The organism is Sphingobium cyanobacteriorum (genome assembly GCF_030580935.1).
GTDB lineage: Bacteria > Pseudomonadota > Alphaproteobacteria > Sphingomonadales > Sphingomonadaceae > Sphingobium > Sphingobium cyanobacteriorum.
Genome location: NZ_JAUQOM010000001.1, coordinates 533449 through 559017, shown reverse-complemented (window position 1 = coordinate 559017; position 25569 = coordinate 533449). Strand labels below are relative to the sequence as shown.

The window sequence follows — 25569 nt, the reverse complement described above, 5'->3', positions numbered from 1 at the left end:
TTCAGCCTTTCATCGCCAAAGCGAGACTATTCAAACGGGTGCGGATGGAGGAATCGATCATCTGGCTGCCGATCTTGACGACGAGGCCACCCAGGATCGCGGGATCGACCTTTGCCTCGACCGCGACATCGCGGCCGGCACGGGCTTTCAGGCTCTTGGCCAGGGCGCTGATCTGGGTCTTGGTGAGGGGGTGAGCGCTCGTCACTTCGGCACGGGCTTCACCCTTGTGATTCGACAGCAGCGTTTCGTAGGCGCGGATGACCGCGGGAAGCTGGCCCAGGCGACGGTTCCCGGCAAGCACGCCGAGGAATTTCGTCGTCAGCCCGTCGATGCCCATGGCGGATGCGACGGCGGCGATCGTCTTGCCTGCTGCCTCGCGGCTCAGCACGGGGCTGTTGATAAGACCTTTGAAGTCGGCCGATTCGGCCAGCGCAGCCTTGATGGCGGCGAGGCTTTCAGCCACCGTATCGAGCGATTGTGCGTCGCGGGCCAGATCGAACAGCGCCACCGCATAGCGGCCGCTGAGGCTGGCCTGAATACCGCCGGTAGTCTCCACGCGCTTACCGTCCTCCGTTTGGCGTTCCGGCATATCATATGCCGGTCATGCAAAAAGGGGGCGCGGTCTGTTGCCGTCCCGAACCCCTGTTGCCCGGCCGGTTAGCAGCGGGCTTATGACTATGCAAGTCATGTGACACGATTCCATCAATAGTGCGAAATCATGGCCATTTGCCTGAGTAAAAAGGCTGTGCCGAATCGGTTATTCGGCAGGATCAGCCGGGGCAAGCCGGCCCTTTTGGCAATGATAGACAATCCGCTCATTGGGCTGGGCCGGAAGCAACGCTGTCATGTCGCCCTGGAGCGTCGCGATCCGGCCCAGGAGGTCGGAGTCGCTGCCGCACCCCTTGATCGGCCTGTCTTTCACCAGCGCACGCACCTTGTCCATGGTGTCGAGGTCGGGCAGCCAGCGCTGGACCCGCAGCGTGCCGGTCGCCGGGTCGAACTGGCTGGTGGCGACGAAATTATGCTCGTCGGGCACGGTCGGCCGCTGCCATCGGGTGCCGACGGACACATATTGGCTGTCGCCATCGACACAGCCGCCCTCCGCCCAGTTGAAGCCGATGTCATTGGGTTGCGATACGGTCAGGCGGCTGCGGTTGAGGTCGACCTTGCAGATATTGTCCCCGGCCCAGGCGAAGGCGCCGTTGCTGGTCACGCTCTTGTCCTCCGGCAGCTTCACCCGCTCCTCGATACTGGCGAAGCTGGGTTTCAGGAAGAACAGGGCCAGCGCCGCCAGCAGCAACACGCCGCCGCCGCCGATCAGCCAGCTCGCCGGCTTTTCCTTGCCCTGGCTATAGAACAGCCCGCCCGCGCCCAGCCCTAGCACCGCGAGCGCCAGCAGCACGGCGGCCCCCGCCATTGCGTTTTCGCGCGCGGTGATGACGTCGCGTTCCGCATCGTCGCGCGCTCTGGCCAGCGCCTGTTCGCGCGCATCGGCGCTGGCGCGGTCCTTCTGCTCGCTCGCCTGTGCCTCGCGCTGGGTCAGGCTGGCGTCGGCGGCATCGGCCTCCGCCATCGACCGGCAGCCGACGATGGTGTGCAGAGACGAGACGCCCGCCTGCCGCAGGAAGGACGCGACCTCCCGCCAGGATACGGCGAAGCCGAATTCCGCATCATTGCCGTCCGACACCGATCCGAAGCTGTTCACGCCCAGCACCCGGCCGCAATCGTCGACCAGCGGCCCGCCGCTATTGCCCGCGGCCAGCGGTGCGGTGTGGAGCAGGGTGTCGAAACTCCGGCTGGCCCGGCCGGACGAAATGTTGCCGCTGGTCTTAACTGTCGCCAACGGTTCCACCATCTGTTTGAGGCCCAGACCCTGTGCCCTGTCGACCGTGCCGGGATAGCCGATTGCGGTGACATGCTGCCCGTCCGTCACGGCACCGGCATAGAAGGTCGACACCGGCAGGCGGCCTTCCTCCAACTGGATCAGCGCCAGGTCATTGCCCGGCGAATAGGCAATGATTCGCCCGCCATAGGTTTTCGCGCCCTCCGACGGGATGATGCCGATGACGAGATTCTTCTCTTCGCGCGCCAGTTCCACGACATGGGCGTTGGTCAATATCTTGTCGGGCGCGACGGCAAAGCCGCTGCCATGACCGACGAAATAGGCGTCCGACCCGTCGGTCGCGACCAGCGCCACGCGCACCACCCCGCGCGCGGCGGCAGCGATGTCCTGCTGCTCGCCATGGGCGATGCCCGGCGCGATCAGGGCGAGGATAAGGGCGAAGCGGCGGAGGAGGGCGACCATTGACGGGCATTCATATGCGAAGCGGCGCGTGGCGCAATCGGGAAATGCCGCAGCCTTTTGAAAGCAAGGCGCGGGAAGCATGGCCAAGCGCGGACCATTATTCCATAGGCATGAACCAGATGACTCGCCTCGAACCTGCTCCTTCGCCCATGCCGGACGATGATGCCTGCTGGGCCGCCTTCCTGGCGCGTGACCGGGCGATGGACGGGCGCTTCGTCGGCTGCGTCGCCACCACCGGCATCTATTGCAAGCCCAGTTGCGCCGCGCGCCACCCGAAGCGGGAGAATATGACCTTCCTCCCTGATCCGGTGGCGGCGCGGGCGGCGGGCTATCGTGCCTGCCTGCGCTGCCACCCGGACGAGATCGGGCGCGACCGGCTGGCGGTGGCGGCCGCCATCGCTTTCATCGAGGCGACGGAGGAACCCCTCCGACTGGAGGCGCTCGCCGATCATGTCGGCTATGCCCCGCATCATTTTCACCGGCTGTTCAGACGCGAAACCGGCCTGACCCCGGCCGCCTATGCGCGCGGCCTGCGCGCCGAGCGGCTGAAGGATGCGCTGGGCCAGGCGGGCAGCGTGACGGCGGCGATCTACGAGGCCGGCTATAATGCGCCGAGCCGCGCCTATGCCGACGCGGAGAAGCATCTGGGCATGAGCCTGAGCGCCTGGAAGGATGGCGGGCGCGGCGTTACGATCCGCTGGCGCACGATCGACAGCAGCCTGGGGCCGGTTCTGGTTGCCGCGACCGGCAAGGGATTGTGCCGCATCAGCTTTGGCGAGGGCGAGGCTGACCTGCGCGTGCGCTTTCCTCATGCCGACTTCCGGCCCGCCGACACGGCGCTCGACGCCATGGCCCAGAGGGTCGCGGCGCTGGTGGAAAATCCGGCCGCCGGGGCCGACCTGCCCGTCGATGTGCAGGGCACCGCATTCCAGCAGGCCATCTGGGCCGCCCTGCGCGCCATCCCGCCGGGCGAAACGCGCAGCTATGGCGATATCGCGGCGGCGATCGGCCGCCCGCAGGCGGTGCGCGCCGCCGGGACGGCGTGCGGCGGCAATAATCTGGCCGTTCTGATCCCCTGCCATCGTGTGCTGCGCAGCGATGGGAGCGCGGGTGGCTATGCCTGGGGGCTGGACAGGAAACAGGCGCTGCTTGCCCGCGAAAAGCGTAAATAATGGATTGAATTCGTCTTTCCATCGGCGGGCCGTTCGGCCACTTTGTCTTTCGATATTGGCGACGGGAAGAAGCAGAGGCTCACTGGCAATCCCAATATCGGCGGCTTTTAGCGGCTTCTATATGACTGCGAAGCGGTCTGCTGATGTCGTGCTGGCGCGGCATGAAAAGGGCAGTAAATTCGACATGGGAGCGTAGGGGAAACTGTTCCACGGACATGCGCGACGCCGCGCTCAGGTTGAAGGCGGAATTCGACGCGGAGGCTAAGAACGCAAAAGCCGGAAGTCAGCCACCCGCTTCATGACCGCAGCGCGATCTGCATCGGTCATGCTGCGCCAATGGACGATTTCGTCGATCGTCCGGCCGCATCCGGTGCAGGTCTGTCGCGCCCGGTCGAGCGCACACAGGTTGCGGCACGGACTGACCAGTGGCGTGTCCATCACATGAAGCTGTAGGGATCGACGTCCACCGCCACCCGCGTTCCCGCCTTCCACGCCAGATTGCCCAGCCATTCGCGGATCGCCGCCTGCACATCCACCTGCCGCGTCGCATGGATCAGCAGCCGGTGGCGATGCCGCCCGCGCAGGACGGACAGCGGAGCAGGGGCGGGGCCATAGACGCGCATCCCCTCGATCACCGGCGCGGACTTGCCGATCAGCCGCGCCGTCTGCGCCGCCTCGTCGGCATTCTCGCTCGATATGATGATCGCGGCGAAGCGGCCGAAGGGCGGGGCATTGGCCCGCCGCCGGTTTTCCGTCTCCACGGCATAGAAACGCTCGGTGTCACCGTCGATCAGCGTCCTGATCACCTCGCTGCCCGGCATCCGCGTCTGGATATAGACCTTGCCCGGCTTCTCGCCGCGTCCGGCGCGCCCGGCCACCTGCACGATCTGCTGGAAGGTACGTTCGGCCGCACGCAGATCGCCCCCCTCCAGCCCCAGGTCCGCATCCACCACCCCCACCAGGGTCAGGTTGGGGAAATGATAGCCCTTGGTCACAAGCTGCGTGCCGACGATGATGTCGATGTCGCCAGCCTCGACCGATTTCACGAAATCGGCGACGCGGGCCGGGGAACTGAGTGTGTCGGACGTGGCGATGGCGATGCGTGCCTGGGGCCAGAGCGCCTTCACCTCGTCCGCGATGCGCTCGACGCCGGGGCCGCAGGCCACCAGCGAATCCTCTTCCTTGCATTCCGGGCAGCGGCGCGGCGCGGGGACGAGATGGCCGCAATGATGGCAGGCCAGCCGGTGCGTCAGCCGATGCTCGACCATCCAGGCGGTGCAATTGGGGCATTGGAAGCGATAGCCGCAATGGCGGCACAGGGTCAGCGGGGCATAGCCGCGCCGGTTGAGGAACAACAGGCTCTGCTCGCCCTTCGCCATCACCGCGTCGATCGCCTTGACCAGCGGCGGTGCGATCCATCGGCCGCGCTCAGGCGGATCGGTCAGCAGGTTGACACCCTCGATTCCGGGCATCTCCGCCCCGCCGAAGCGCGAGGGCAGCTTGATCTCCGCATAGCGGCCCAGTTCCACCTGATGGCGCGTTTCGATCGCCGGCGTGGCTGACGCCAGGATGACCGGGAATTTCTCGATCAGCCCGCGCATCACCGCCACGTCGCGGGCATGATAATGGACGCCATCCTCCTGCTTGAAGCTGGCCTCATGCGCTTCGTCCACGACGATGAGGCCGAGGTTCGGATAGGGCAGGAACAAGGCCGACCGCGCGCCCACCACCACCTGCGCCTGGCCCGAAGCGATGGCGCGCCACGCCCGCCGCCGCTCGCTCTGGCGCAGGCCGCTATGCCAGTTGACGGGCACGGTCCCGAACCGCTTCTCGAACCGCTCCAGAAACGGCTCGGTCAGCGCGATTTCCGGCAGCAGCACCAGCACCTGCCGGTCCGCCCGGATCGCCGCCGCGATCGCCTCGAAATACACCTCCGTCTTGCCCGATCCGGTCACGCCGTCGAGCAGGAACGGCGCGAAATCCTGCGCCCGCACCGCATCGGCCATGGTGGTCGCGGCGGCTCTTTGCGCGTCCGACAGGACAGGTTGCGCATGGGCGGGATCGGGCATCGGGAAGGGCGTGTCGACGCTCACCTCCACCGGCTCGAAGATGTCCTGTTTGATGAGGCCGCGAATCACTGCGTCGCTCACCCCGCCGATCATTGCAAGTTCGCGGATCAGCCCCTGCCGCTCCCCGATCCGTTCCAGTGCCTGGCGCCGCTGCTCGGTCATGCGGTCGGGCACCGCGCCGGTGGCGCGATATTCGATCACCGTGCGTGCGCCCTCCAGCGCCGCCATGGACGACAGCGCCATGCGCAGCACGGCGGCGGGGGGGCTGAGATAATAGTCCGCGGTCCATTCGATCAGCCGCCGCAGCGTTTCGGGCAAAGGTGGCGCGTCCACCACCTCGATCAGGTTGCGCAGCCGGTTGTCGCCGACTGTCTCCACATCGGGAAAGCGATCCTCCTCCCACACCACGCCGATCAACTGGCGCGGCCCCAGCGGCGCTATGACGATGCTGCCGGGCTTGACGGTCATGCCGTGCGGCACGCGATAGTCGAGCGGCCCAAGGGCAGCGTTGAGGATCAGGACACGGGCGCGGGAGGACATGCACCGTCCTTAGCGCGCCGGGCGCGACAGGCAAATCGTCAGAGCCGCCAGCTCAGCGTCAGCCAGGGGATGTGCGACACGATATCGGGTCGCCCGTCGCGGAAATTCTGCTGCCGCATATAGAGCAATTGCGCGTCCACCGCTCTGGCGATCGGATGACGCAGGCCGATCTGGTGGCGCATCATCGCAAGCCCTGTCTTGTCACTCGGCCGCGCGCGGTTGAGGTGAAAGAAGATTTCGGTCGCCGCGATCACCGTCCATCGCTTTGCCCGGTCGATCGGGATCGCGGCCTGCACCCGCTGGCGCAGCCGCCAACTGGCCTCGTCCGCCGTGCTGAAAAAACGTTGTTCGATCTGGGTGCGGCTCAGCCAGACGCCCTTGGTCAGGATCATGCGCTGAAACAGGCGCAGCTCCTTGTCCGTCTCGCTCTCCAGATAGGCGATGCCGCCGCCCAGTTGCAGGTGGGGCGCAATGGCGTGATCCAGCGCGATCCGGGCCAGAAACTGTTCGCCGCCGCTCCGCGCGTCGGACCGGAGGCGCTGGCTTGAATCGATGGTGACGCTATCGGCGGCGCTGGCGTGGAAGGTCGCCTGTTCGGTCAGCCAGAACTGGCTTTCCTCCGTCGCGGCATGCGCTGGGGTGGCAAGCGGCAGCAACAGGCAAAGCCCTGGCAGAAGGCGGGCGCGCGGCGATCGGGGCATGTCTGGTCCTTTGGAAAGGTGCGCGCGGCTTAGGCGTACCAGCCACCGGATGCAATTCATGCCGCCGCCATGGCGAATCCGTCCGCCAGCGGCTAAAGCGGCGCGATTCGTTCTATCCCCGGAGTTCCCCATGAAATTCTTCGTCGACACCGCCGACACCGCCGACATCCGCGAACTGGCCGCCACCGGCCTGCTGGATGGCGTGACCACCAACCCTTCGCTGATCCACAAGTCGGGTCGCAAATTCCTGGAAGTGGTCGAGGAAATCTGCGGCATCGTGGATGGCCCGGTGTCCGCCGAAGTCGTCGCGCTCGACCATGAGACGATGATGAAGGAAGCCGAAGTGCTGCGCAAGATCGCCGACAATGTCTGCATCAAGGTGCCGCTCACCATCGACGGGCTCAAGACCTGCAAGGCGCTGACCGACGATGGCGCGCTGGTCAATGTCACCCTCTGCTTCTCGGCCAACCAGGCGTTGCTCGCGGCCAAGGCTGGCGCGTCCTTCATCTCGCCCTTCGTCGGCCGCCATGACGATAATGGCTTCGACGGCATGGCGCTGATCGGTGATATCCGCCTGATCTACGACAATTACGGGTTCGACACCGAAATTCTGGTCGCCAGTGTCCGCCACCCGATCCATGTGCTGGAAAGCGCCCGCATCGGCGCCGACGTAATGACCGCGCCGCCGTCCGTCATCAAGATGCTGTCCAGGCATGTGCTGACCGACAAGGGGCTGGAAGGCTTCGCCGCCGACTGGGCCAAGACCGGCCAGACGATTCTCTGAAAGACCGGCACCGGCCTTCTGGTCAAAACTCTCCGGGAACCGACGCCCGGTCCCGCTCATGCTTCATGCATGAGCGGATAGAGGAGATGCGCGCCGTGCGTTGCTCGTCCCGCAGGACGTAGCCGTGGCGCGCAGCAGGATGGCGCGGCGCCATCCTTGCCCGGATTGGCATGACGGCCCCGTTTCCCGCCTGCACTGCGTCGCTAGAGCGGGATGAAATCTGGCTGACCCACTGCGTCCTTGCGCGCGCTGCGCGCGCAAGGACGCATCAAACCTGCACCATCGGCCTTTAATGGCGACTGCATCGGCCATACCGAATGGCTGAACAAGGCCAGATGGCGCGCGGCGTTCGATCGGGAACAATCCATAATGAACCTGAAAATCTTCCTGCGTTCAGGAATCTGGATGTCGAATTTTTCTGAGTTTCCAGGCCGATTCTGACATATCCGTAACGAATTATTTCTTCGTCGTCACATAAATTGCATTATTCATTACTTGACCCGCCTTGTTTCATCGCCACACTGTCGATGGCATCAAAGGAGGATTCATGTCTAATTCTCAGTTGGGCAAGGCATTGTCTGCGCATGACGAAACTTTTGGTAAAGCAGAACGCCTGAGTACCGCCCATACCAAGAGAACCCCTGAGTTTGACAAAATCCACGCTACGCTGGCGCAACTCAATGCAATCGATCTGCCCCCGTTGCTCGGCACACGCAGCCTGCATCGCGCACGGCTTAATTTCGCCATCGAGAAAGTGGACGCGGCGGCGGCGCATCTGGCTGAGGACATGGATCAGGATGATGCCGATCTGACAGCCAGCCGAGCCGAGTTTGCGCTGCACATGGCGCGTGAACTGTCGCTCGGCAAACGGCGGAGCGTGAATTACGAGGTGGCAGACGCGCCTGCGGCGTTCGATGCCCTGTTTCGCGCCGCTTCCCGCCATTCGGATGATCACGGACTGGTGGTTGAAATCCATCGTCGGCTGACGATGAAGAAGGAAATGGAAGCGCTCAAGCTGGCGGCTGGCCTGATCAAGCGTGAACCCGATTATCTCGAAGAGGCCATAGACATTGTCAGGCGAGTCTATCGCCGGCCTTACCGTCCCAAAATTGCGGCTCAGGTCGACCATATCCTTGCCTCGCTACAGGATAGTCCCGTCGGTGAAGTGCTGGCCGACCATATTTTTGCCCGCAAACTCGAAGCGCAGGTGCGCGCGGCGCGGATCCAGGCCATTGACGCCGTGGAAGATGGTCCATCCCTGACGGAGGTTTGGGACTTTCTCGATCAGCGTGGCGCGGCAGGCGCCAGGGCGCTGGTGCGCCTGAAGGATCTCTTCCTTTCGGTCTTTCCCGATGATGAAGAAATCAAACTGGCGATTGTAGAGGAATATGCGCGCTTCGCGGTGGCATCACAATTGACGGATGTTGCCAAACGGATGCTGGAATGTGCGGCGCAGACACGGAAGTTCTGGCAGGATGACGGATTCCGTGCCGACATTCTGGAAAAGATGCGCCTGTCCTGCACCGACGAATCGATCGGCGAAAATTGTTTCCTTTTAGGGATCGACCATTTTCTGTCCGGATCGGACAAATTTGTCGGATATTTTTCGAAGTCCGCAACGCTGGTCAACCAGTTGTCGCTGAGCGGCGCCAGCAGCCTGTTCGACAATCTGGACGAGACGGACGAGCATGGATTGGCCCGGATCGAAACAAGTTTCCGTGATGTGAATCGCGTGGCACTGGCCTATGTCTGTTGTGCCGATCTTGGATATTTTGGACGCTATGCGAAAGCCTATGCTGCGTCTGCGCGTGCTGCGGGTGGCAAAGTGCGACTGCATTTCCATATCGCAGCGCCGACGTGGGACGAAGCGGCCGCCGCAGTGGCAACCGAGTTGTCGGGCTTTGACGATATATCTTTTTCCTGGGAACGCCCCGCCTTCGCGCTTCCGGCCTATTATGCCAGCATGCGCTTTCTGCGCGCAGAGGATTTTTTGCGGCATGTCGCCAAGCAGATCATCCTGACCGACATCGACGTGACTTTCACCAAATCGCCTGACGAATTTCTCAATCGCTTGTCCGATACCGACTGTGACGTTGCTTTCCGCATCTATGATCGTGTTCGGACCGTCCGCCAGGCGGCCAAGCCTTGGGGCCTTATCTATCGCTATCCGCGGCTTTTGCCCTGGTCTATTGTCAACGCCGCCTGTCTCTATCTCAGTGATCGCAACCAATCGATCGTTGCCCGTCAGGTCGCGCAGGACATGCGCCGCTATCTTGGGCGTGCGATCAGGACGAAAGAATCGGCCTGGTGGGTGGATCAAAATTCTCTCTACACGACGTTGCAGACCGTGCAGGGGATTGATGACGTACGTATCGCCAATATAGAGGATCATGGCTTGCCATTTGGCTCGTTCGACTATGCGGATTCGACCGCTTTCGTCGGGACGCATCCCAATTTCATCCGACTGAAGAGTGTCAGCCAAGCATCGCCAAGCTTATATAAACGGATCAGGCGGTTTTTCAAAAATCTGAAGGTGCAGCGCCTTCCCAGGTGAATGAACAGATGGCTGTACGCGACTGTCGTGCACCAGGTGGCCGGATGAAAATGCGATCCGATTTTAACGGAACTGCGCCATGAAGGGGGAGCCGAACGTATTTTCGCCAACCAGCCGTTCGGGTGTCAATGCCGGGGTCGGCTGCACATTGGTAAAATCATGACATCCGATCATGTACCACATATGCGTTTCTGTCCGGCCGTCGACGGTCGTGCCAGTCACCTGTTGCCTGTACAGGCCCGAAGCCTTGTCATCGACTACGGGCCCCATCCGCAGATTAGGTGCAACCCTTCCTTCTATCGCGCCCGGCTTTGAACAAGTCGCTGTCGCATAGGCGCGCTTCGCCAGCCCCAACACATCGCGAGGTGCATCGTCACGCGCCCAGTTCTCCCATCGTGTGACATAGCCCAGTTCACGGGTCAGGTAGATATGTTCGGAACCGCGCGCAGCCCCCGGACCACCCTCGCTCGCACTGGTGAAGGGGATGTGCAGCAGCGTGTCTAGCGTGGCGGATGGCATGGCGGCCGATCCATATTGAAAGCGGATATGCTTCCATATCTGGAGTGTGGGGCGAAGCTGTCGGGCGTTCGTGTCTGCTTGCAGGCTCTGGGTGGGGAAGGCGGGTGTGTCGCTTTTCAAAGTTTTGCGTGTGAAATTGCTCCAGCCTGTCTGTCCCAACGCAGGGACCTGGCCAGGAAAGGCCCAGCTATCCATGAAGCGCGCGGTGCCGCGGCGGCCCTTTTGTGCCGCCTGGCCGCCCAGCGTCAGGAACCATTGGTTATGATGATGCGCGCCCACCAGGCTCGCGCCCTTTGGCCCCACGGCAACGATGGTCGCCATGTCGCGCGCATCGAACCTGCCGAAACCGCAGGGGTCTTTCAGTGGTGGATAATCGGTCCAGCCGACTATCAGCCGATATCGGGTGCCCGCTTCATCACTGCCGCCCTGTTTCAACGGATAGCCATAGCGACGCGAAATGCCCAGATTGCGGCAGCCGCCCGCCTTGCCTGCATTGGGGAAGTCGGCATGGGCGTAAGCTATCGCTTCGTCCGGGCGCAGATCGCGCTGTTGCGACAACGGACATTGAAATGGTGTCGCGCGCGTTGCATTTCCTTTTGCGTCAACACACACATTCATGACCAGCCAGTCATAAATCTCCGGTTGTGCAGGTGTCTGGGCCGATCCTGAAACCGTCAACCCGCAGAGCAGAGACGCGCATCCGGCAATTGCAACCCGTCTCATTACCACTCTCCGGTCCGATCCTGCCTTGCGACACTAGGCTCAAAATCGCGAAGGCAGGCAAGGTTCCTGAAACAGGCCGAATTGGCGACCCCGGCAGGATTCGAACCTGCGACCATTCGCTTAGAAGGCGAATGCTCTATCCAACTGAGCTACGGGGCCGTGCGCCTGCCGCGATAGCGGGCGTCGCGATGGCTTGCAATCGCCTGACCGCGCGATAAGCATGATCGCCATGAGCAAAGGGGCGGTTCACAAGGTCGATGCCGGGGCGCTGGGCGGGCGTCCGCTGCGCTACTATGATTTCTTCATGGCGGCCTTCGTCGCCATATTGCTGCTGTCGAACCTGATCGGCGCGGCCAAGCTGTCGACCGTGGGCGGCTTCACCTTCGGGGCGGGCATCCTCTTTTTTCCGTTGGGCTATGTCATCGGTGACGTGCTGACCGAAGTTTATGGCTATGCGCGCGCGCGGCGCTGCGTCTGGGCGGGGTTCGGTGCGATGCTGTTCATGGCGCTGATGAGCTGGGTGGTGGTCGCGCTGCCGCCGGCCGCCGGCTGGTCCGGCCAGGGGGCCTATGAAGCGGTGTTCGGCAGTACCTGGCGTATCGTATTCGCTTCACTCTGCGCCTTTTGGGCCGGGGAGTTCGCCAACAGTTTCGTGCTCGCCAGGATGAAATTGCTGACGCAAGGGCGGCATTTGTGGATGCGGACGATCGGCTCGACGATCGTGGGGCAGGGGGTGGACAGCCTGCTCTTCTACCCGCTCGCTTTTTATGGCGACTGGAGCAACGCACAGGTGCTGACCGTGATGGTAACGAACTGGGCGATGAAGGTCGGCTGGGAAGCGGTGCTCACCCCCGTCACCTATGCCGTGGTGAATGCCCTCAAGCGTCGCGAAGGGCTGGATGTCTATGACACGGGCACCGATTTTACGCCTTTCCGGGCCCGCCTCTGACTATTGTACGAGTGTGCGGCGCGATAAGCTTCTGTTTAGCATTTTCCGCGCAATAGGGGGTGATGAGCAGGCAGTCGCACTGGCAATTCACCGAATCGCCTTCATGCAAATCTACCCCTTCCCCGGATTCGATCCAGGCCGTGCCGCCGGACGAGATACTTGTCTCTGCCCTGGCGCAGGCCCAGCGGCGTTTCGAGGCGACCTTTCTGCACGCGCCGGTCGGTATCGCCCATGTGGCGCTCGATGGCCGGTTCCTGCTGGTCAATCCGCGCTTCTGCGAAATCAGCGGCTATGACGCCGAAACGCTGATTCGCACCGGCTTTCGACAGATCACCCATCCCGATGACCTGAGCGCTGACGAAACGCTTCTGGCGCGGCTGCATGCCGGTGAACTGCCACGGTACACGATGGAAAAGCGCTATATCCGGGCTGACGGGACAATTATCTGGATCAATCTGACCGTGGCCATGATTCGCGACGACGCGGATCGTCCCGAATTCTACGTCGCGGTGATCGAGGATCAATCCGACCTGCGCCAGGCCAGTTTCGAGGCGGGCCATGATCCGCTGACCGGATTGCTCAACCGGCGCGGCTTTGCCTGCCGGGCGAAGGATAGTCTGGCCGATGGCGCGCAACGGGGTGAAGGGGCCAGCCTGATCTTCCTCGATCTCGACGGTTTCAAGTCGCTCAATGACGATCGCGGTCATGCCGCCGGTGACGATTGCCTGACCCATGTTGCGCGGCTGCTCACGGCAATGGCGGGGGCGGGTGCGCTTGTCGCGCGCATCGGCGGCGACGAATTTCTTGTTCTCCTCGCGGGATGCGATGCGGCGGCGGCCCGTGCTGTCGCCGACAATGCGCGTCGGGCACTGGCCGATATCGGCATGGGGATCAGCGGCAGCTTCGGACTTGTCACCGCCGACACCGCCGGCGTGACCAATCTGGATCACCTGATCGCCTGCGCCGACGATGCGATGCGCGCGGCCAAGCGGGCGGGCAAGAATCGGGTTTATACCACCATATTCGCCTGACCGGCCTTCATGCGGGCGGATAATCTGCCCGCATGAAATATAGCCCGTCCGGCGGCGCATTCAGCCCCAGCGCCGCGCGATCCTTTGCCTCCAGCGCCGCGCGCAGGTCGTCCGCGGTCCAGCGGCCCATGCCGACCAGTGCCAGGCATCCGACCATCGATCGCACCTGATGGTGCAGGAAGGATCGGGCCGCCGCATGGATGGCGATGCGGTCGCCGTCGCGCGCCACGTCCAGCCGGTCGAGCGACTTGACCGGGCTTTGCGCCTGACAATGGGCCGATCGGAAGGTGGTGAAGTCATGCCGCCCGACCAATATCTGCGCCGCCTCCTGCATCGCGTCTGCATCGAGCGGCTGGATCACGCGCCAGACCAGCCCCCGCTCGAACGTCAGCGGCGCACGGCGATTGGCGATGCGATAGACATAGGCACGGCCGATGCAGGAAAAGCGCGCATGCCAGTCGCCGGCGACCGGCTCGCACGCCAGGATCGCGACCGGATCCGGCCGCAGCTTTGCATTGATTGCCTCCATCAGGCGGAAGGGCGCGATGTCCTTGGCAACATCGGCATGGGCGCGCATCGCCAGGCCATGGACGCCCGCGTCGGTGCGCCCGGCGGCATGGATGACCGCGCGCTCGCCGGTGACGGCCAGGATCGCATCCTCAAGTCGCTGCTGCACGCTCGGCCCATGCGCCTGCCGCTGCCAGCCCATGAAGGGGCGGCCGTCAAATTCGACGGTGAAGGCAAAGCGGGTCATGCGCTCAACCGTCCACCCGGCTCCCCGCCGGCATCTCGTAACCGCGCAGCAATTCGCCCGGCGTCATCGCGCCCTTGCCCGCGCGCTGGATCAGGGTCGGGCGGATCGCGTCAGGACCGCAGCCGATCAGCAGGCTGTCGTCCAGCAATGCGCCCGCAGGTCCGGCATGATGTTCGACATGGGCGGCCAGGATACGGAATCGTTCGCCACGATATTCGAAAAAGGCGCCGGGGAAGGGGTTGAAGGCGCGGACCTGCCGTTCGACCTGATGCGCGCCCCGCGCGAAGTCGATCCGCGATTCCGCCTTGTCGATCTTGGACGCATAGGTGACGCCCGCCTCCGGCTGGGCCATCGGCGGGTGCAGCGCTATGTCGTCGAGCACCTCGACCATCAGTTCCGCGCCGGCCTGGGCCAGTTCGGCGGTCAGGCTGCCGGCGGTCTTGTCCTCGATCGGGGTGACATGTTTGGCGCGCATCGGCCCGGTGTCCAGCCCCGCCTCCATGTCCATGATGGTAACGCCGGTGACATTGTCGCCCGACAGGATCGCCCGCTGGATCGGCGCCGCCCCGCGCCAGCGCGGCAGCAGCGAAGCATGGATGTTCATGCAGCCATGGCGTGGCGCGTCCAGCACCGCGCGTGGCAGGATCAGGCCATAGGCCGCGACCACCGCGACATCGGCGTCCAGTGCGGCGAAGGCGGCCTGCACGTCGGCGTCCTTCAGTGACGCGGGCGTGTATATTGCAAGCCCCAATGCCTCGGCACGGGTCTGGACCGGGGACGCGCGCAGCCCCTTGCCGCGACCGGCCGGGCGGGGCGGCTGGCTATAGACAGCGACGATGTCATGCCCCGCCTGCACCAGCGCATCGAGCGCGGGAACGGCAAAATCGGGGGTGCCCATGTAGATGATACGCATGATGGATGCTCAAACCTCTTGTCGGGACGACTTGCAAGCCTTTATCTCTGTTCCATGCTATCCCCAGAAATCGAGGCGCTGACCCAGGCGCTGTCCCGCTTGCCCGGCCTTGGCCCCCGTTCGGCGCGGCGTGCGGTGCTGCACCTGATCAAGAAGCGCGATAGCGCGATGGCGCCGCTGCTGCGCGCGCTGGAGGCGGTGAACGAACGGCTCGTCACCTGCCATGTTTGCGGCAATGTCGATACGCTCGATCCCTGCGGCATCTGCACAGACCACCGGCGCGATCCGCGCGCGCTCTGCGTGGTGGAGGATGTGGCGGACCTTTGGGCGCTCGACAAATCGCGTCTCTTTCCCGGTCGCTTCCATGTGCTGGGTGGGCGCTTGTCGGCATTGGAGGGGGTGCGACCTGAGGATCTCACCATCGATGCGCTCGTCGCCCGGCTGGAGCAGGGGGGCGTGGATGAGGTGGTGCTGGCGATGAACGCCACGCTGGAGGGGCAGACCACCGCCCATTATCTTGCCGAGCGGCTCGAACGCTTCCCGATCCGCCTTACGCAATTGGCCCATGGCGTGCCGGTCGGCGGCGAACTCGACTATCTGGATGAAGGCACGCTGGCCCAGGCGCTGCGGGCGCGACGGCCGATGGGGTAGGGCCTTCGGCTTGAAATATCGCCGCGTTCCGTCTATGTTCGGACCATGGCAATTCTTCCGATCCTTGAGGCGCCGGACCCGCGCCTTCGCAGCATTTCGACCCCGGTGGAGGCAATCGATGATGACCTCCAGCGCTTGATCGACGACATGTTCGAAACGATGTACGATGCGCCGGGCATCGGCCTGGCCGCGATCCAGGTCGGCGTTCCCAAGCGGATGCTGGTGATCGACCTTCAGGAACCTCAATCGGACGAAGAAGGCGCGCCGCCGGTCAAGAAGCCGTTGGTATTCATCAACCCGCAAATCCTCAAAGGATCGGAAGAACAGTCGGTCTATCAGGAGGGCTGCCTGTCGGTGCCCGACCAATATGCCGATGTGGAGCGCCCGGCGGCGATCCGCGCCAGTTGGATGGATCGCGAAGGCCGCATTCATGAAGAACAGCTTGAAGGGCTGCTCGCCACCTGTCTCCAGCATGAAATGGACCATCTGGAGGGGATTCTCTTCATCGATCATCTCTCGCGCCTGAAACGCGACATGCTGCTCAAGAAACTGAACAAGGCGCGCCGCGCCGCCTGACATGGCTGGTTGCTGGACGAAATGACCAGGCCCCGGCCATGCTGGCCGGGGCCTGATTTTCGCACTCAGTGCGCTTCATGGCTGGAACGGCCAATGGTGCCCGAAAGCGGTCCGTTTCCCCGGCTGGTTAAGCGGCCGTTCAACTGCCCGTAATTGGTCCGATACGGCCCTTCCATTCACCGGACGCCATGCACGATTTGACAAAATCGCATTGTCGCTCCCCCCGCGCTCGGCTTGGCATTGGTTGGTCATTTTGACCATCAGGAGAATAAAATGTCGCCGTCTATGACAAAAATTGCCGCTACGGCATTGATTTTGGCGGGTTCTGTCAGCCTGGGAGGCTGCGCTACAAAGGGTTTCGTGCGCGAACAGGTCGCTACCGTGAACCAGCGCGTCGACGCGCTGGACCAGCGTTTGCAGCAGACCGACGGCACCGCCAGGCAGGCGCTCGCCGAAGCCCAGTCCGCCTCCGCCCAGTCGCAGGCCAATGGCCAGCGGCTCGACCAGCTCAACGGGCGTGTCGATGGCGTCGAGCAGCGTCTGGCCGAAGCCCAGCGCAAGCGCGCGCGCAACTGACGCGACGCGGCATAAACCAACATATATGATGTTCCCTCATGGTCGGCGCTTCCCTCTTGGCGCCGACCCTTTTTCCGTCCGGGTGCTGTTGACGATGAAGATGAGTATGACGGTGCTGGCCCTGTGCGCGCTGGCCGCCGGGCTGCCGGCGCAGGCGGCAAGGCCGGCCAGAAAGCCCGCGCCGACCGTCGCCAAGGCTGAGCAGCCCGCCGCGCCGAAGCCTGTTCCGGCGCCCCGTGCCCGATCGGAAGGCGCCAGCCGCGTGGCTGATTGGATCGCGGCGTCGGGCGACAATCATGGCCTGCCCTATATCATCATCGACAAGCAGGGGGCAGGCGCCTTCCTGTTCGACGCAAAGGGCAAGCCGCTGGCCGACGCCCCCACGCTGGTCGGCATTGCCTTGGGCGATGACGCGACCCCCGGCATCGGCGCCAAGAGCCTTGCGGAGATCGGCCCGGCCGAAAAGACCACCCCTGCCGGGCGCTTCCTCGCCAAATTCGGTGTCGCGGCCGGCAGGCAGAAGGTGCTGTGGGTCGATTATACGACCTCGGTTGCGCTCCACACCATCCCGCCCGGCAATCCGAAGGAGAAGCGCCGCGAACGGATGCTGTCCCCCGCGATCGACGACAATCGCATCACCTTCGGCTGCATCAACGTGCCCAGGCTCTTCTATGCGAAACTCGCGCCGCTGTTCCGCCGCAAGGGCGGCTATGTCTATGTGACCCCCGACAGCAAGCCGATCGAAGAGGTTTTCCCAAGACTGCGGGTGCAGCCGTTTTTGGCGGGCGTCTCCGGTTAGGGCGTCGCGCGCCCCGGTTTAGCCAACACCCTCGGTATCCAGCGCATAGCCGGCCGATCGCACGGTGCGGATGATGTCCTGATATTGCCCGTCGCCATTGATCGCCTTGCGCAGGCGGCGGATATGCACGTCCACGGTGCGCAGTTCGATGTCGCTGTCCTGGCCCCATACGCTGTCGAGCAGCCGTTCGCGCGAAAAGACCCAGCCGGGATGCTCCAGGAAATGCTTGAGCAGGCGGAACTCGGTCGGGCCGAGCGGGATCACCTGGCCGCTGCGGCGCACCTTGTGGCCGACCGTGTCCATCTCGACATCGGCGAAGGTCAGCGTCTCGCCGGCCAGTGCCGGGCGCACGCGACGCAATACCGCGCCGACCCGCGCCACCAGTTCGCGCGGGGAGAAGGGCTTGGTCACATAATCGTCCGCGCCGGTTTCCAGCCCGCGCACGCGATCCTCTTCCTCGCCGCGCGCGGTCAGCATGATGATCGGCACATTGGCGGTGCCGTTCATGCGGCGCAGCCGGCGGCACACCTCGATGCCCGACAGGCTTTCGACCATCCAGTCGAGCAGCACGATGTCGGGCGTGCTTTCCTGCGCCATCAGCAGCGCTTCTTCGCCGTCGACCGTGTGGGCGACCTCGAAATCCTCACGCTTGAAATGCCAGATCAGCAGTTCGGCGAGGGCCGCGTCATCCTCGACCAGCAGCATTTTCGCTCGTGCCATGGTCTAGTCCTCCGGCTGCATGTCGGCGCCGCGCTCACGCTCCGGCAGGGTCTGGCCGGTCGCGGCATAATAGACCATTTCCGCGACGTTGGTCGCATGGTCGCCGATCCGCTCGATATTCTTGGCGATGAACAGAAGATGCGCGCACTCGCTGATCGTCTTAGGATTTTCGACCATGAAGGTGACGAGCGTGCGGAACACGCTATTGTAGAAATCATCGACCACCGTGTCCCGCTCGACCACGGCCAGCGCAAGGTCGGCGTCGCGCGCGGCAAAGGCATTGAGCACGTCATGCACCATCTCGCCCGCGACCTGCCCCATGGAGGGCAGCAGGGAAATGGGTTCATGGATGCGCGTGTTGGTCGCGATCAGCGGCACGCGCTTGGCGATATTCTTGGCATAGTCGCCAATGCGTTCGATCACGCTCACGATCTTGAGCGCGGCGATCACGTCGCGCAGGTCGTTGGCCATCGGCGCGCGCAGGGCGATGATTTCGATCGCCAGCTTTTCGACTTCCGCCTCGATCACGTCGATGCGCTTGTCGGCGGCGACGACTTCGGCGGCCAGCACCTTGTCCTGGCGTTGCAGCGCCAGCATCGCATTTTCGATCGCCGCTTCCGCCCGACCGCCCATTTCGGCGATCAATCCGCGCAGCGTGTCCATTTCCTGATCAAAGGCCTTGATCGTATGTTCTGCCATGTCTGTCTCTCCCCCGGATCAGCCGTAGCGCCCGGTGATATAGTCCTTGGTCCGCTCCTGGCGGGGATTGGTGAAGATGTCCGATGTCACGCCATATTCGACCAGTTCGCCCAGGTGGAAAAAGGCGGTCCGTTGCGACACGCGCGCGGCCTGCTGCATGTTGTGCGTGACGATGACGATGGCGTAGCGGCCGCGCAGTTCGTGGATCAGTTCCTCGATCTTGGCGGTCGCGATCGGGTCGAGCGCGGAGCAAGGCTCGTCCATCAATATGACTTCGGGTTCCACCGCGATCGCGCGGCCGATGCACAGTCGCTGCTGCTGCCCGCCTGAAAGGGCGGTGCCGCTGTCGTGCAGCCGGTCCTTGACCTCTTCCCACAGCCCGGCGCGGCGCAGCGACTTTTCGACGACCACGTCCAGGTCCGCCTTGGCCGCGGCCAGGCCGTGGATGCGCGGGCCATAGGCGATATTTTCGTAGATCGACTTGGGGAAGGGATTGGGTTTCTGGAACACCATGCCCACCCGCGCGCGCAGTTGCACCACGTCCATGGATGATGCGTAGATATTCTCGCCGTCCAGCGTGATTTCGCCTTCGACCCGCGCCGACGCGACCGTGTCGTTCATGCGATTGAGCGTCCGCAGGAAGGTCGACTTGCCGCAGCCCGACGGGCCGATGAAGGCGGTGACATGGTCCATGTCGACATCGATCGACACGCCCTTGATGGCCTGCTTTTCGCCGTAAAATACCTTGACGTCGCGCGCCGACATCTTCGGATTGGCGATGGCCAGGCTGTTTTGTGCTTCTGTCATGGGTGTCATTACCACCGTGTTTCAAACTTGTTGCGCAGGTAGATGGCGAGGCCGTTCATCGCGAGCAGGAAGGCCAGCAAAACGATGATCGCGGCGGAAGTCTTTTCGACGAAGCCCTTGGATACTTCGTCCGACCACAGGAATATCTGCACCGGCAGAACGGTGGCGGGATCGGTCACGCCGCCCGGCGGGGTGGCGATGAAGGCGCGCATCCCGATCATCAGCAGCGGCGCGGTTTCGCCCAGCGCGCGCGCCATGCCGATGATGGTGCCGGTCAGGATGCCGGGCAGGGCCAGCGGCAGGACATGGTGGAACACCACCTGCACCGGCGAAGCGCCGATGCCGAGCGCCGCGTCGCGAATGCTTGGCGGCACCGACTTGATTGCGTTGCGCCCGGCGATGACGATGACCGGCATCGTCATCAGCGCCAGCGTCATGCCGCCGACCAGCGCCGCCGATCGCGGCAGGCTCAGGAAATTGAGGAAGATCGACAGGCCAAGCAGGCCGAAGATGATCGAGGGAACGGCGGCCAGATTGTTGATCGACACTTCGATGATGTCGGTCAGCCAGTTCTTGCGCGCATATTCCTCCAGATAGAGCGCGGTCGCCACGCCGATCGGAAAGCTCAGGGCCAGCGTCACCAGCATCGTCAGCAACGATCCCTTGAACGCGCCCCAGATGCCAACCTGGGTCGGATCGGTGCCGTCGCTGGCCGACAGGAAGCTCCAGTTGAAGCCGGTCGACAGGACGCCCTGTTGCTTCAGGCGCGCGACCTGTGCCTCGGCCTCCGGCGATCCCTCGCTCTTGTTGGCCAGATCGATCGCGGTGGACGCTGGGACGCTGATCGTCTCGGTGCGGCTCAATATCGCGGGATCGGCCTTGATCGCGTCGCGAATGCTGACCCAGGCGGTAGGCGACAGCAGCGCGTCGGCGTCCCCGCCCAGCGCCTTTTTCGCGACCGTCCCCGTCACCATCGGCAGGTTCGCCTGGTTCAGCGCCTCGTCCGTGATCGTGCCCGGATCGAGCAGCAGGGGCGATGCCGGGAAATCGACCTTCAGGGCGATTTCGGTGCGGGTGAAACCGCGCAGGCCATTGCCCATCATGGTGATGAGCAGGAAGGCGAGGAAGGCAGCGCTCAGCAGCACGGCGAACAGGCCGGCGGCCTTGAAGCGGCGCTCGGCGGCGTAACGCCGGGCGATCCGCTTGCGCATGATATCCGATTTCCAGTCGGTAGGGTTGCGCCCAGGGGCGCTGGCGCCGGTCATTCGTAAGCCTCGCGATATTTTTTCACGACCCGCAGGGCCACGATGTTGAGCAGCAGGGTGACGATGAACAGCACCAGGCCCAGCGCAAAGGCGGCCAGCGTCTTGGCGCTGTCAAATTCCTGGTCGCCGGTCAGCAACTGGACGATCTGGGTCGTCACCGTCGTCACGCTGGCGAAGGGATTGGCGGTCAGGTTCGCGGCCAGGCCGGCGGCCATCACCACGATCATCGTTTCACCGATGGCGCGGCTGACGGCCAGCAACACGCCGCCGACCACGCCGGGCAGCGCGGCGGGGATCAGCACCTTGCGGATCGTCTCGCTGGTGGTCGCGCCCATCGCCAGGCTGCCGTCGCGCATCGATTGCGGCACGGCGGCGATGCTGTCATCGGCCATGGAGGAGACGAAGGGAATGATCATCACGCCCATGACGAGGCCGGCGGCCAGCGCGCTTTCCGACGACGCGCCATGGATGCCGATGGCGACGGCAAAGTCGCGGAGCGCCGGGGCAATGGTCAGCGCGGCGAAATAGCCATAGACGACGGTGGGAACGCCAGCCAGCATCTCCAGCGTCGGCTTCATCCATTTGCGCACCGTGGGGCTGGCATATTGGGTCAGGTAGATGGCGCTCATCAGGCCCAGCGGAATGGCCACGACCATGGCGATGATCGCGCCGATGAAGATCGTGCCCCAGAAGAGCGGCACCGCGCCGAACGCATCCTCATTGCCATAGCCCATGGCGGCCGATTGCGGCGACCATTTCAGGCCGAACAGGAAGTCGACGGGATTGACCATCGAAAAGAAGCGGAAGCTTTCCCACAACAGCGACGCGACGATGCCCAGCGTGGTGATGATCGCGATCAGCGATGCGACCAGCAGCGTGCCCATGACCAGCCGCTCGACCCGCGTGCGCGCCCGGAAATCGGGGCGGACGCGGGTGAAGGCATAGGCCCCGCCGGCAAAGGCCAGCAGCAGCGCCAGCACTGCGCCGGCCACGCCATATTTCGTCGTGGCGGTGCGATAGGGCTCGACCAGGGCCTGCGACTGCGGGTTGAACGCCCCCGCCTGGCTTCCCGTCGCGATCGCGCGCGCTTCGCCGAGCACGGACGCGCGTGAGAAAGCGTCGGCGGGCAGGCTCTGCGCCGCCGGGTCGCTCAGCACGCTCTGGGTGACGAGGCCGGGCGCGACATTGGCCCAGACCGCCAGGAAAATCGCGGCCGGGATCAGCGTCCACAACGCCACATACCAGCCATGATAGCCGGGCAGCGAGTGAACGGCGTCGCGCCGCCCGCTGGCCCGCGCGACGGTCTGCAACCGTAGCGCGCGGGTGCGGGCGCTGACCCAGGCGATGGCGCCCAGGCCTGCGAGCAGCAGGAGGATGGCAGGTCCGGTCATGGGGCCTTTCGCTTATTTGAGGTCGGAGCCGTCGAGTACGGTCAGCGACTTGACCGTTTCGGCGCTCTTCTTGCGCACATCTTCAGGGGCCGCAACCATGCCGCGCTTGGTCAGCGCGCCATCGGGGTTCCAGTTGGCGGCGAAGGTGTTGAGGAAGTTCTGGAGGCCCGGAATGGCCTGCATATGCGCTTTCTTCACATAGATGTAGAGCGGACGCGCGCCGGGATATTTGCCGGTCGACACGGTTTCATAGGTCGCCTCGACGCCGTTGATGGTGACGTCCTTCAACGTATCCTTGTTTTCTTCGAGGAAGCTGTAGCCGAACACGCCGATCGCGTTGGGGTTGGCGCCCAGCTTCTGCACGATCAGATTGTCATTTTCGCCCGAATCGACATATTTGCCGTCCTCGCGGACGCGGGTGCAGGTCGCCTTATATTCGTCCTCATTCTTTTCCTTGAGCGCCTTCATCGCCTCGTCCGACTGGCAGCCCTTTTCCAGGATCAGTTCGGACAGCGAATCGCGGGTGCCGCTGGTGGACGGCGGGCCGAAAACCGAAATCGCGATGGCGGGCAGGCTGGGGTCCACATCCTTCCAGGTCTGTGCCTTGTTCGGGCCCTTGCCATAGGGATTGGCGGCCAGCGCTTCATAGACGATCTTGGGGGTCAGCTTCAGGCCCGGTCCCTTTTTGGATTCGGCGAAGGCAAGGCCGTCGACACCGACCTGGATTTCGATGATGTCCTTGACACCATTGGCCTGGCACTGTTCGAATTCGGACTTCTTGATCCGGCGCGATGCATTTTCGATATCGGGATGCTGGGCACCGACGCCCATGCAGAACAGTTTCATGCCGCCGCCGGTGCCGGTCGATTCGATGATCGGCGACTTCATGCCGGCATTGCCCTGCACATAGAGTTCAGCAACCGCCGTGGCGAAGGGATAGACGGTGGACGAGCCGACCGCGCGGATCTGGTCGCGGGTCGCACCGGCACCGCCGGTCTGGTCGCCGCACGCGGCAAGGCTGAAAACACTCGCGGTCGTGGCGGCGAGCAGGGCGAACTTCTTCACGGAAACCTCCATCATCCAAGGCCGCGATTCGCAAGTCGCCGCCCCCCTTGGAGTAGCGCCCTAGTCGCGGACCATCGCGCCTTTGTGACAGTCAGGTTTCCTTTTTATGACACCGTGCCGGAAAGCGCGGAAGGCCGTTTTTTTTCGTCGACCCTGCCGGCGCTTTCTTCGGCCGGTGGCGGGATCAGGACGGTGATCGTCGTGCCCTTGCCCAATGTGCTGGCAATGTCGAAGCGGCCGCGATGCCGCTCGACAATATGTTTGACGATGGCCAGGCCCAGGCCGGTGCCGCCCATCGCCCGGCTGCGACCCGAATCGACGCGATAGAATCGTTCGGTCAGGCGGGGCAGGTGATCGGGACCGATGCCTTCGCCCTCGTCCGCGACGACCAGCCTGGCCATGCCGCCCGGTCCTTCGTTCAAAGTCACCTGAATCGGCGTGCCCGGACGGCCATATTTGACCGAATTGCCGATGAGATTGTGGAGCAACTGCGACAATTGCGCGCGGTCGCCCTGCACCACCGGCAGATGCGGCGCGATTTCCATCTCCACTTCACGGCCCCGGTCGCCATGGCTGGACCGGAACACGCCGACCACTTCGGCCGTCAGTTCGGACAGGTCGACGCGCGCGTCGGGCAGGCGGTATTTTTCCGACTCGATCCGGCTCAGCGAAATGAGGTCGTCGATCAGCCGCTGCATCCGCCGTGCTTCGCGATCCATGATCGTCAGGAACCGCTTGCGGGTATCGTCATCCTTGCCCAGTTCCGGGTCGGCCAGCGTTTCGATGAAGCCCAATATCCCGGCCAGCGGCGTGCGCAGTTCGTGGCTGGCATTGGCGACGAAATCGACCCGCATCCGTTCGGCCGCATGGGTGCCGCTATGGTCGACCAGATGGACCAGCCGGCGCATGTCCGCCACCGCGCCGACCGGCGCGACCCGCATCTGCCAGCGCTGGTCGCGCGCGCCCAGCCCCACCAGTTCGATCATGATCGGTTCGGCCAGCGGGGCGGAACTGGCGAGGCGCTCTGCGGCGGCGGGATGGCGGATGGCGATGCGCGCATCCTCCCCCTCGATATGGCTGCCCAGCAGGCGTTGCGCCGCCCGGTTGGCGCGCATGATCCGTCCTTTTTCCACCAGCATCAGCGGGTCGGAAATCCCTTCCAGCAGGCTGGCGAAATCGGGGTGGGCCAGCAGGTCGGTCGCTTCGGCCGCCGCCGGTCGCTCCGGCCTGATGATGACGCCATCGGCGCAGATCAGCAAAACGATCAGCCCCGCCAGGATCGGCAGGGCGATGGCGATGGGCGATGCGCCCAGCATCAGGGCGCCGCCGGTGCCGAGCAACAGCATGGCGAGCGAGGCGGTGATTTGCGAAGCTGTCAGTCGATTCATGGTTACCGCGCTGGATTTGTCGCGCATTTGCTGCGATTGTTCTGATCCAATAGCGTGCAATCTTTACGTTTTGGCAAGCGCGATAGGCGGAAAAGGACAAGATGAGCGAGCTGACGCCCGAACACACAGGCCCGCAAGCCGGTCAGGATGCGACATCGCAGGCAGCGATGCCGCACAGCCCGTCGCGCCGTCAGTTGCTGATGGGCGGGGCGGCTGCGGCGTCGGCGATCGTGTCGATTCGCCCGGCGCTCGCCAATACCGCCGCTTCCGTGCTCAACTGCACCATTCCCGTGCCCGATCAGGGTCATGCCGGCAATTATATCGCGCCCAGCGGCCAACTGGTCCCGGCGGGCACCCAGGGCGCCTTCCCCGGCACCGGACGCAGTTTCACGGGCGAACAGGTGAAACAGGCTATGCGTGGACGGCCTTTGCCCGGCACCAGCTATGAACAGAACCAGGCCTATCTGAACTATATCCGTCGGCTCCAGCGGGGGACGAGCGGCTTCACCTGCTACGCCTCGCTTCAAATGCCGCGCTGATGGCATTCCAGGCCGCATCCGTAACGATTTGAACGGATACGGGTCTGTCGCGTTGACGCCGTCGAGCCTGCAAGGGTTC

The 25569-nt window shown here is 63.9% G+C and carries 26 protein-coding genes and 1 tRNA gene; 11 read left to right on the top strand and 16 right to left on the bottom strand.

Translation table 11 applies throughout. The annotated features are described in order from the left end of the window. Position 1 precedes the first annotated feature (1 nt). Complete coding sequence (locus tag Q4610_RS02705) at positions 2 to 556, bottom strand: F0F1 ATP synthase subunit delta (RefSeq protein ID WP_304534466.1); 555 nt, start codon at positions 554 to 556, stop codon at positions 2 to 4. A gap of 201 nt (positions 557 to 757) precedes the next feature. Further along, on the bottom strand, positions 758 to 2305 hold the full coding sequence (locus tag Q4610_RS02700; protein ID WP_304534465.1) for a S1C family serine protease: 1548 nt from the start codon (positions 2303 to 2305) through the stop codon (positions 758 to 760). A 110-nt stretch (positions 2306 to 2415) separates the two neighbouring features. Here Q4610_RS02700 and ada point away from each other — a divergent pair, with 110 nt between their 5' ends. Next, positions 2416 to 3477, top strand: a complete 1062-nt coding sequence (ada, locus tag Q4610_RS02695; RefSeq protein ID WP_304534464.1) for a bifunctional DNA-binding transcriptional regulator/O6-methylguanine-DNA methyltransferase Ada — start codon at positions 2416 to 2418, stop codon at positions 3475 to 3477. A 261-nt stretch (positions 3478 to 3738) separates the two neighbouring features. Here ada and Q4610_RS02690 read toward each other — a convergent pair whose 3' ends face one another. Genes Q4610_RS02690 through Q4610_RS02680 form a run of 3 tightly spaced genes read right to left on the bottom strand, consistent with a single transcriptional unit; the run spans position 3739 to position 6787 of the window. Further along, positions 3739 to 3915, bottom strand: coding sequence for a DUF1289 domain-containing protein (locus Q4610_RS02690; RefSeq protein ID WP_304534463.1), 177 nt, complete (start codon positions 3913 to 3915; stop codon positions 3739 to 3741). Continuing rightward, entirely contained in the window at positions 3915 to 6086 is a 2172-nt protein-coding gene (locus Q4610_RS02685; RefSeq protein WP_304534462.1) for a primosomal protein N', read from the bottom strand. Before Q4610_RS02685 ends, Q4610_RS02690 begins: the two co-directional genes overlap by 1 nt. Positions 6087 to 6124: 38 nt before the next feature. After that, entirely contained in the window at positions 6125 to 6787 is a 663-nt protein-coding gene (locus Q4610_RS02680; protein ID WP_304534461.1) for a DUF2490 domain-containing protein, read from the bottom strand. Between the two features lie 130 nt (positions 6788 to 6917). Here Q4610_RS02680 and fsa point away from each other — a divergent pair, with 130 nt between their 5' ends. The 3 genes from fsa to Q4610_RS02665 all read left to right on the top strand — a co-directional run bounded on the left by fsa (position 6918) and on the right by Q4610_RS02665 (position 10125). Then, positions 6918 to 7571, top strand: a complete 654-nt coding sequence (gene fsa / locus Q4610_RS02675; RefSeq protein ID WP_304534460.1) for a fructose-6-phosphate aldolase — start codon at positions 6918 to 6920, stop codon at positions 7569 to 7571. A gap of 240 nt (positions 7572 to 7811) precedes the next feature. Further along, on the top strand, positions 7812 to 8012 hold the full coding sequence (locus Q4610_RS02670; RefSeq protein ID WP_304534459.1) for a hypothetical protein: 201 nt from the start codon (positions 7812 to 7814) through the stop codon (positions 8010 to 8012). A gap of 64 nt (positions 8013 to 8076) precedes the next feature. After that, positions 8077 to 10125 (top strand): hypothetical protein, encoded by a 2049-nt coding sequence (locus Q4610_RS02665; protein WP_304534458.1) that lies wholly within the window; start codon positions 8077 to 8079, stop codon positions 10123 to 10125. Between the two features lie 63 nt (positions 10126 to 10188). On the opposite strand, the gene Q4610_RS02660 is transcribed toward Q4610_RS02665, so the two are convergent. Together Q4610_RS02660 and Q4610_RS02655 are read right to left on the bottom strand one after the other, a co-directional pair. Continuing rightward, a complete protein-coding gene (locus tag Q4610_RS02660) occupies positions 10189 to 11202 on the bottom strand; it encodes a hypothetical protein (protein WP_304534457.1) in 1014 nt (337 codons plus the stop codon). A 247-nt stretch (positions 11203 to 11449) separates the two neighbouring features. Beyond that, positions 11450 to 11526, bottom strand: a tRNA-Arg gene (locus tag Q4610_RS02655). 70 nt (positions 11527 to 11596) lie between these two features. On the opposite strand from Q4610_RS02655, the gene Q4610_RS02650 reads away from it, so the two are divergent. Continuing rightward, the gene (locus Q4610_RS02650) at positions 11597 to 12316 is read left to right on the top strand and encodes a queuosine precursor transporter (protein WP_304534456.1); all 720 of its coding nucleotides are present in this window, start codon (positions 11597 to 11599) and stop codon (positions 12314 to 12316) included. Positions 12317 to 12378: 62 nt separating this feature from the next. Next, on the top strand, positions 12379 to 13347 hold the full coding sequence (locus Q4610_RS02645) for a GGDEF domain-containing protein (RefSeq protein ID WP_304534455.1): 969 nt from the start codon (positions 12379 to 12381) through the stop codon (positions 13345 to 13347). Between the two features lie 7 nt (positions 13348 to 13354). Here Q4610_RS02645 and truA read toward each other — a convergent pair whose 3' ends face one another. Together truA and fmt are read right to left on the bottom strand one after the other, a co-directional pair. Next, positions 13355 to 14101 carry a tRNA pseudouridine(38-40) synthase TruA gene (gene truA / locus Q4610_RS02640; protein WP_304534454.1) on the bottom strand — a complete coding sequence of 249 codons (747 nt, stop codon included), beginning with the start codon at positions 14099 to 14101 and terminating at the stop codon, positions 13355 to 13357. Between the two features lie 4 nt (positions 14102 to 14105). Then, positions 14106 to 15014, bottom strand: coding sequence for a methionyl-tRNA formyltransferase (gene fmt, locus Q4610_RS02635; RefSeq protein ID WP_304534453.1), 909 nt, complete (start codon positions 15012 to 15014; stop codon positions 14106 to 14108). Positions 15015 to 15068: 54 nt separating this feature from the next. Here fmt and recR point away from each other — a divergent pair, with 54 nt between their 5' ends. The 4 genes from recR to Q4610_RS02615 all read left to right on the top strand — a co-directional run bounded on the left by recR (position 15069) and on the right by Q4610_RS02615 (position 17616). Then, a complete protein-coding gene (gene recR, locus Q4610_RS02630) occupies positions 15069 to 15665 on the top strand; it encodes a recombination mediator RecR (protein WP_304534452.1) in 597 nt (198 codons plus the stop codon). 45 nt (positions 15666 to 15710) lie between these two features. Beyond that, positions 15711 to 16241, top strand: a complete 531-nt coding sequence (gene def / locus Q4610_RS02625) for a peptide deformylase (RefSeq protein WP_304534451.1) — start codon at positions 15711 to 15713, stop codon at positions 16239 to 16241. Positions 16242 to 16514: 273 nt separating this feature from the next. Beyond that, on the top strand, positions 16515 to 16817 hold the full coding sequence (locus tag Q4610_RS02620; protein ID WP_304534450.1) for a hypothetical protein: 303 nt from the start codon (positions 16515 to 16517) through the stop codon (positions 16815 to 16817). Positions 16818 to 16917: 100 nt separating this feature from the next. Then, positions 16918 to 17616 (top strand): hypothetical protein, encoded by a 699-nt coding sequence (locus Q4610_RS02615; protein WP_425262526.1) that lies wholly within the window; start codon positions 16918 to 16920, stop codon positions 17614 to 17616. A gap of 18 nt (positions 17617 to 17634) precedes the next feature. On the opposite strand, the gene phoB is transcribed toward Q4610_RS02615, so the two are convergent. From phoB to Q4610_RS02580, 7 genes are all read right to left on the bottom strand, one after another. After that, complete coding sequence (gene phoB / locus Q4610_RS02610) at positions 17635 to 18336, bottom strand: phosphate regulon transcriptional regulator PhoB (protein WP_304534448.1); 702 nt, start codon at positions 18334 to 18336, stop codon at positions 17635 to 17637. Positions 18337 to 18339: 3 nt separating this feature from the next. Further along, positions 18340 to 19035, bottom strand: coding sequence for a phosphate signaling complex protein PhoU (gene phoU, locus Q4610_RS02605; protein WP_304534447.1), 696 nt, complete (start codon positions 19033 to 19035; stop codon positions 18340 to 18342). Between the two features lie 18 nt (positions 19036 to 19053). Next, positions 19054 to 19842 carry a phosphate ABC transporter ATP-binding protein PstB gene (gene pstB, locus Q4610_RS02600; protein WP_304534446.1) on the bottom strand — a complete coding sequence of 263 codons (789 nt, stop codon included), beginning with the start codon at positions 19840 to 19842 and terminating at the stop codon, positions 19054 to 19056. Between the two features lie 8 nt (positions 19843 to 19850). Beyond that, positions 19851 to 21107: a phosphate ABC transporter permease PstA gene (gene pstA / locus Q4610_RS02595; RefSeq protein ID WP_304534445.1), complete on the bottom strand. Its 1257-nt coding sequence runs from the start codon at positions 21105 to 21107 to the stop codon at positions 19851 to 19853. Continuing rightward, entirely contained in the window at positions 21104 to 22498 is a 1395-nt protein-coding gene (gene pstC / locus Q4610_RS02590; protein ID WP_304534444.1) for a phosphate ABC transporter permease subunit PstC, read from the bottom strand. Before pstC ends, pstA begins: the two co-directional genes overlap by 4 nt. 12 nt (positions 22499 to 22510) lie before the next feature. Further along, a complete protein-coding gene (locus tag Q4610_RS02585) occupies positions 22511 to 23575 on the bottom strand; it encodes a substrate-binding domain-containing protein (RefSeq protein WP_425262525.1) in 1065 nt (354 codons plus the stop codon). Positions 23576 to 23667: 92 nt separating this feature from the next. After that, positions 23668 to 24951: an ATP-binding protein gene (locus tag Q4610_RS02580; RefSeq protein WP_304534442.1), complete on the bottom strand. Its 1284-nt coding sequence runs from the start codon at positions 24949 to 24951 to the stop codon at positions 23668 to 23670. 101 nt (positions 24952 to 25052) lie between these two features. Between Q4610_RS02580 and Q4610_RS02575 the strand changes: the two genes are divergently transcribed. Beyond that, positions 25053 to 25490, top strand: coding sequence for a hypothetical protein (locus Q4610_RS02575; RefSeq protein WP_304534441.1), 438 nt, complete (start codon positions 25053 to 25055; stop codon positions 25488 to 25490). Positions 25491 to 25569: the final 79 nt, after the last annotated feature.